Genomic DNA, 5,858 nt, shown 5'->3' with positions numbered 1-5,858 from the left:
TTTGATACTTTTCAGTTCCCACATTACCTTTAAACTCATCTATTGATATAGCTTCCCCAATTCTATCAGATGAATTGTTAAGTGTACCAAGTACCTTATATACAGTATGTGTAGAGACATTAGCTCTGTCGGATGCCTCCTTAATAGTTATTGCACTATGGAAAGAATGAGCAATGAACTTGGTCAGCCTTTGAGTTCTATGCATATACCTTGAAATGAAATCATATGATTCATAAAAGTGTTTGCCACAGTTAGGACAATGATAACGTCTCTTTTTAAGGTGCAGGGTGCAAGATTTACCTTGAAAGGGTATATCTTTAATCTTTTGGATTCTGTAATCATGTACCTTAGCGGTTTGGTTATTGCATCGTGGGCATTTATGAGGTTTAGGGTCAGTAGTAATAAAAAACGAAATATCATCGTCTTTTACATAATTAACATTGACTTTTAAATCATAAATACATAAAATCTTATTTAGGTTGTTCATATGGACACCTCCTCCAAGTATAGTTTTTTGTGTTGAACTGGGGACTTGGAGGTTTTTTATTATAATAAAAAATGTCGAGATTGGTAATACCCCACCCCAACATTAATTATACAGCCATAATAAACCGTGTTTACGGAGGCACTTAAGTTTATATTAAAGAAAAGGTAATATATTTTATGGCATATTGCATAATCGATACCCCTTGTATTATAGAATATAGCTTTATTATTTGTACAATACGATGAAAGTGGTTTTAAAATCTTAAGTATTAACATAAACTATTGTCAAAAACAGCATAAATAGTATAATAAAACTATCAAATCTTTTTCGTGGCTTTCGGTTTGATATCTAAGATAATCTATGGAAAATGCGCTTTCCTCTCTTGTTAATCTGAAATTCTAAAAAGTTTCTAAAAACCATGGTAGAGTCGGTGCATCGACTGATATGAACGTGACCACGCAGTCAAGTAGTCTGCCCTACTTGGCTGTGTGGTCATGTGTGGATATTTTTATAGAGTCAATTAAATTTCTTTGGTATAATAAGGAGGATAGAGTATGAATGGTAAAGATATAACACAAAAGATGCTTGAGAGATATAATGATGTATTTGCAGATATAGTAAATGTGTTGTTATTTAACGGTAAAAGGATAGTGGATGAGGATGCACTTATAGATACTCCGGCTGACAGCGCGTTAAAAATTGACGGTGAGATACATTCACAGTACAGAGATGTTGCAAAGTATTGGAAGAACAGTCAAATCAATATAGCATTATTCGGGCTTGAAAATCAGACTGTACCGGATAAGCTTATGCCGATGAGGGTTATAGGTTATGACGGTGCAGAGTATAAGAAACAGGTATTGGAAGAGAACAGATATAAAAAGAAATATCCCGTGATTACATTGGTGTTATATATGGGATATGACAGGAATTGGAAATACTCGAACTCCTTGTTGGATTTGCTTGAAGTAGATGAAAACTTAAAACCATATGTAAGTGACTATAAGATAAATATATTTGAGATAGCATTTTTGGATAGAGAAAAAATAAATCTGTTTAAAAGTGATTTTCGTATGCTTGCAGACTACTTGTATCAGATGAGAACGACTAACACATACAGGGGCGATGAAAGTAATGTAAAGCATGTAGATGAGATCTTGATGTTGATGTCTGCGATGTCAGGTTTTAAAAATGTTGAGAATATAATAAAAGTAGCACATGAAAGGAAGGTAAGCAATATGAAGGGATTTTTTGAACTGGCGGAAGAAAAGGGCCTTGAAAAGGGAATTGAACTGGGGAGAACAGAAGGAAGAGAAGAAGGAGCTGATATGGTAAGTGAGCTGAATACTATATTGGCGAGAGAAGGTAACTTAGAGAAAATAATAAAGGCTAATACGGATAAGGTATATAGAAACGAGCTTTTAAAGAAATACAGGTTGTTAAGGTGAGATGTTTACAGTTTTGCGGGTTGAGTGTTCAACTCGCTTTTTTGTTACAAGGTAAGCATTTGGGTAGATTGATTTTAATAATAAACCGGATTTAAGGAGGCACTTAAGTTTATATTAAAGAAAAGGTAATATATTTTAATGCATATTGCATAATCAATACCCTTTATATTATAGAATATAGAATTAATCTTTGTACAATACGATGAAACCGGTTTTAAAATCTTAAGTATTAGTATATCCTATTGTCAAAAACCGTATAAATAGTATAATAAAGATATCAAATCTTTTTCGTGGCTTTTGATTTGATATCTAAGATAATCTACGGAAAATGCACTTTCCGCTCTTGTTAATCTGAATTTCTATAAGTTTCTAAAAACCATTTTAGAGGCCCGTGCATGGGTAACACTTTTCTTTCATATATGCAGTCAAGTAGTTAAGGCTACTTGGCTGTATGTTCAGTAATTCGATATAGAACTTTGACAGGGTTGATTTTTCAACTCTTTTTTTGAGTCAATTTTAGCAAAATTTGCTATTATTGACATAGTATAAGATATGCCTTAGTATTAGAAGAGATTTGTTTTTGTGGCTAGGGACGGTAGAGTATGATAAAAGATTAGATAAGATAGCTTAGCTGTATTAAAACAATATTGACTACATTATGGAGAATAAAATGAAAACAGTAATATTAGCGGGTGGACTTGGGACCAGAATTTCCGAAGAAAGCCATTTGAAGCCGAAGCCGATGATTGAACTGGGCGGTCAGCCTATTTTATGGCATATTATGAAGTACTATTCAACATTCGGTATCAATGAGTTTGTTATATTGGCAGGATATAAACAAAATAAGATAAAAGAGTATTTTGCCAACTATTTTGTATATAATTCCGATGTAACCTTTGATATGAAGAATAACAAGATGGAAGTACATCAAAGAAATGCTGAGGATTGGAAGGTTACTGTTCTTGATACAGGACTTAATACGATGACGGGCGGAAGAATCCTTAGGGCTAAGGAACATTTAAAGGATGAACCTTTTATGCTGACATATGGTGACGGGGTATCGGATGTGGATATAGATGCGCTACTTAAGTTCCATAAGAGCTACGGAAAGACTGCGACCATAACCACTGTAAGTTTGGCACAGCAAAAGGGTGTACTGCAAAAGGACGAGTCCGGTCTTATTACATCATTCAGAGAAAAGAGCGATGACGATTCAGCCATTATAAACGGCGGATTTATGGTACTTAATCCTAATATATTTGACTATATTACAGAAGGAGATGCTACAGTATTTGAACAGGGTCCTATGTTAAAGCTTGCAAAGGACGGTGAGCTTATGGGATTTGAGCATGACGGTTTTTGGCAATGTATGGACACTCAAAGAGAGAAGGAGAAACTTGAGAGCCTTTGGGCAAGTGGTAAGGCTCCTTGGATGAGGTGGAGTGAATAATGAATTTGGAAGAGTTGAAAAAATTTTATAACAGTAAAAGAGTACTTCTTACCGGTCATACGGGATTTAAGGGCTCATGGCTTTCAAAGATACTGATTATGTGTGGAGCAAAGTTAACAGGGTATGCACTTAATCCGCCTACAGATACCAATATTTTTGATATTTTAGGTTTGGAAACAGAGATGAATTCAGTTATTGGAGATATCAGAGATTTCGATCATTTGAAGAAAGTATTTGATGAAGTGAATCCTGAGTATGTTATTCATATGGCGGCACAGCCTATAGTCAGGGATTCTTATGAAAGACCTGTATACACTTATGAGACCAATGTTATGGGCACTGTAAATATAATGGAATGTGTAAGGCTGTCAAATAGTGTAAAGAGTTTCCTTAATGTCACCACAGATAAGGTGTATGAGAATAAAGAGCAGGATAAGGGATATGTTGAGACGGACTTTCTTGACGGATATGATCCGTATTCAAATTCAAAGTCTTGTTCGGAACTTGTTACACACAGCTATAAGAAAAGCTTTTTAGCCGATTTGTCGGTATCTACAGCAAGAGCGGGTAATGTAATAGGAGGCGGTGATTTTGCAAAAGACAGAATAATACCTGACTGTGTAAGGGCGGCCGTATCGGGTAAGCCTGTGATAATCAGAAATCCAAATTCTATAAGACCGTTTCAGCATGTTTTGGAACCTTTATTTATATACCTTGATATAGTTATGAGACAGGCACAGGACAGAGAGAGGTTTGAGGGATATTTTAATGTAGGACCTGACGACAGAGACTGTGTAAATGCAAAGACTTTGGTAGAGAGTTTTAAGAGAGCCTGGGGAGAGGGCTTTGATTTTAATATTCATTCAGACGGAGGACCTCATGAGGCGGGATTCCTTAAGTTAAACTGTGATAAGTTAAAGAAAGTTTACGGATGGAAACCTGTACTTAATGTGCATGATGCGATAGATCTGAGTGTGGAATGGTATAAGGCGTGGAGTAAAGGTGAGGATATGGATGCCGTTACGAAAAAGCAGATAATAAAGTATTTGAACAGATAAAAGTGGAGGAGAGATGTTAAAAAATAAGACACAAAAAGAGGCTCGCAGGGAGATACTTGAACTGGTAAAGGAGTATCACGATGCCTTTCACAATAAAAAGAAAGAGTTTAAGGAGGGGGACAGGATAACTTATGCTTCCAGAGTGTATGACTCTGAGGAGATGGTAAATCTTGTAGATGCCTCTTTGGAGTTTTGGCTTACAGCGGGCAGATATTTTTATGAGTTTGAGAGTGACTTTGCAAAGCAATTCGGTGTGAAGTATGTATCGCTTGTAAACTCGGGTTCAAGCGCAAACTTGCTTGCATTTATGACTTTAACATCACCGCTTTTAGGTGACAGGCAGGTAAAAAGAGGTGATGAAATAATCACTGTGGCTTGCGGTTTTCCTACTACTGTAACTCCAATCATACAATATGGTGCTATACCTGTATTTGTGGATGTTACAATACCGCAGTATAATATTGACGTAACCAAGCTTGAGGAAGCACTTTCACCAAAGACCAAAGCTGTGATGGTAGCCCATACTCTCGGAAATCCTTTTGACCTTGAGGCGGTATCAAAGTTTTGCAAAAAGAACAATCTTTGGCTTATAGAGGACAACTGTGATGCTCTTGGAAGTACTTATGTTATAGACGGGGAGAAGAAATTTACCGGAGCTGTGGGAGATATAGGAACATCAAGTTTTTATCCGCCACATCATATGACGATGGGAGAGGGCGGTGCAGTGTATACTTCCAATCCGCTTTTAAATAAGGTAATAAAGTCCATGAGAGATTGGGGAAGGGACTGTGTTTGTCATTCGGGACAGGATAATATGTGCGGACACAGATTTGATCGTCAATACGGTGAGCTTCCTTTAGGATATGATCATAAGTATGTGTATTCACATTTCGGATACAACTTAAAGCCTACAGACCTTCAGGCGGCTGTGGGAGTTGCACAGCTGAAGAAATTCCCCGACTTTGCACAAAGAAGAAGAGAAAACTATAAAAGACTTTATGATGCCTTAAAATGTGTGGAAGATAAGATTATTTTGCCTGTTCCTGCAAAGAATGCAGATCCAAGTTGGTTCGGATTTTTAATTACCTGTAGAGAGGGAATTGAAAGGTCCAAGCTTGTAAACAGATTGGAGTCAAACGGTATTCAGACCAGAATGCTTTTTGCAGGAAATCTTATAAAGCATCCTTGTTTTGATCAGATGAGAGCTGATGGAGAAGGATACAGAGTGGTAGGTGAGCTTACCAATACAGACAGAATAATGAATGATACTTTCTGGGTCGGACTTTATCCGGGAATGAGCAATGAAATGCTTGATTTTATGGCAAAGACGATTATTGAAGGTGTCAGAGAATAATATTTCAAAAGCCGTGTACATTTGTGCACGGTTTTTTACTATATTTGCTATGCAAACATAG

Annotated in this window: 5 protein-coding genes; 4 read left to right on the top strand and 1 reads right to left on the bottom strand. The window is 36.5% G+C overall.

Annotated features, from left to right (window positions below; all coding sequences use genetic code 11):
* On the bottom strand, positions 1 to 487 hold a 487-nt coding region (locus ACO6FI_RS13070), incomplete at its 3' end, for a transposase family protein (RefSeq protein WP_485457709.1).
* A gap of 554 nt (positions 488 to 1,041) precedes the next feature.
* On the opposite strand from ACO6FI_RS13070, the gene ACO6FI_RS13065 reads away from it, so the two are divergent.
* The 4 genes from ACO6FI_RS13065 (at position 1,042) to rfbH (ending at position 5,797) form a co-directional block, all read left to right on the top strand.
* Positions 1,042 to 1,935 carry an Rpn family recombination-promoting nuclease/putative transposase gene (locus ACO6FI_RS13065; protein WP_485457708.1) on the top strand — a complete coding sequence of 298 codons (894 nt, stop codon included), beginning with the start codon at positions 1,042 to 1,044 and terminating at the stop codon, positions 1,933 to 1,935.
* 670 nt (positions 1,936 to 2,605) lie between these two features.
* A complete protein-coding gene (gene rfbF, locus ACO6FI_RS13060; RefSeq protein WP_485457707.1) occupies positions 2,606 to 3,385 on the top strand; it encodes a glucose-1-phosphate cytidylyltransferase in 780 nt (259 codons plus the stop codon).
* The gene (gene rfbG, locus ACO6FI_RS13055; protein ID WP_485457706.1) at positions 3,385 to 4,443 is read left to right on the top strand and encodes a CDP-glucose 4,6-dehydratase; all 1,059 of its coding nucleotides are present in this window, start codon (positions 3,385 to 3,387) and stop codon (positions 4,441 to 4,443) included. The genes rfbF and rfbG overlap by 1 nt, the downstream gene beginning before the upstream one ends.
* A 13-nt stretch (positions 4,444 to 4,456) precedes the next feature.
* Complete coding sequence (gene rfbH / locus ACO6FI_RS13050; protein WP_485457705.1) at positions 4,457 to 5,797, top strand: lipopolysaccharide biosynthesis protein RfbH; 1,341 nt, start codon at positions 4,457 to 4,459, stop codon at positions 5,795 to 5,797.
* The last annotated feature ends 61 nt before the right edge of the window (positions 5,798 to 5,858 follow it).

The organism is Lachnoanaerobaculum sp., assembly GCF_057250505.1.
This window is presented reverse-complemented; position numbering and strand designations above follow the sequence as displayed.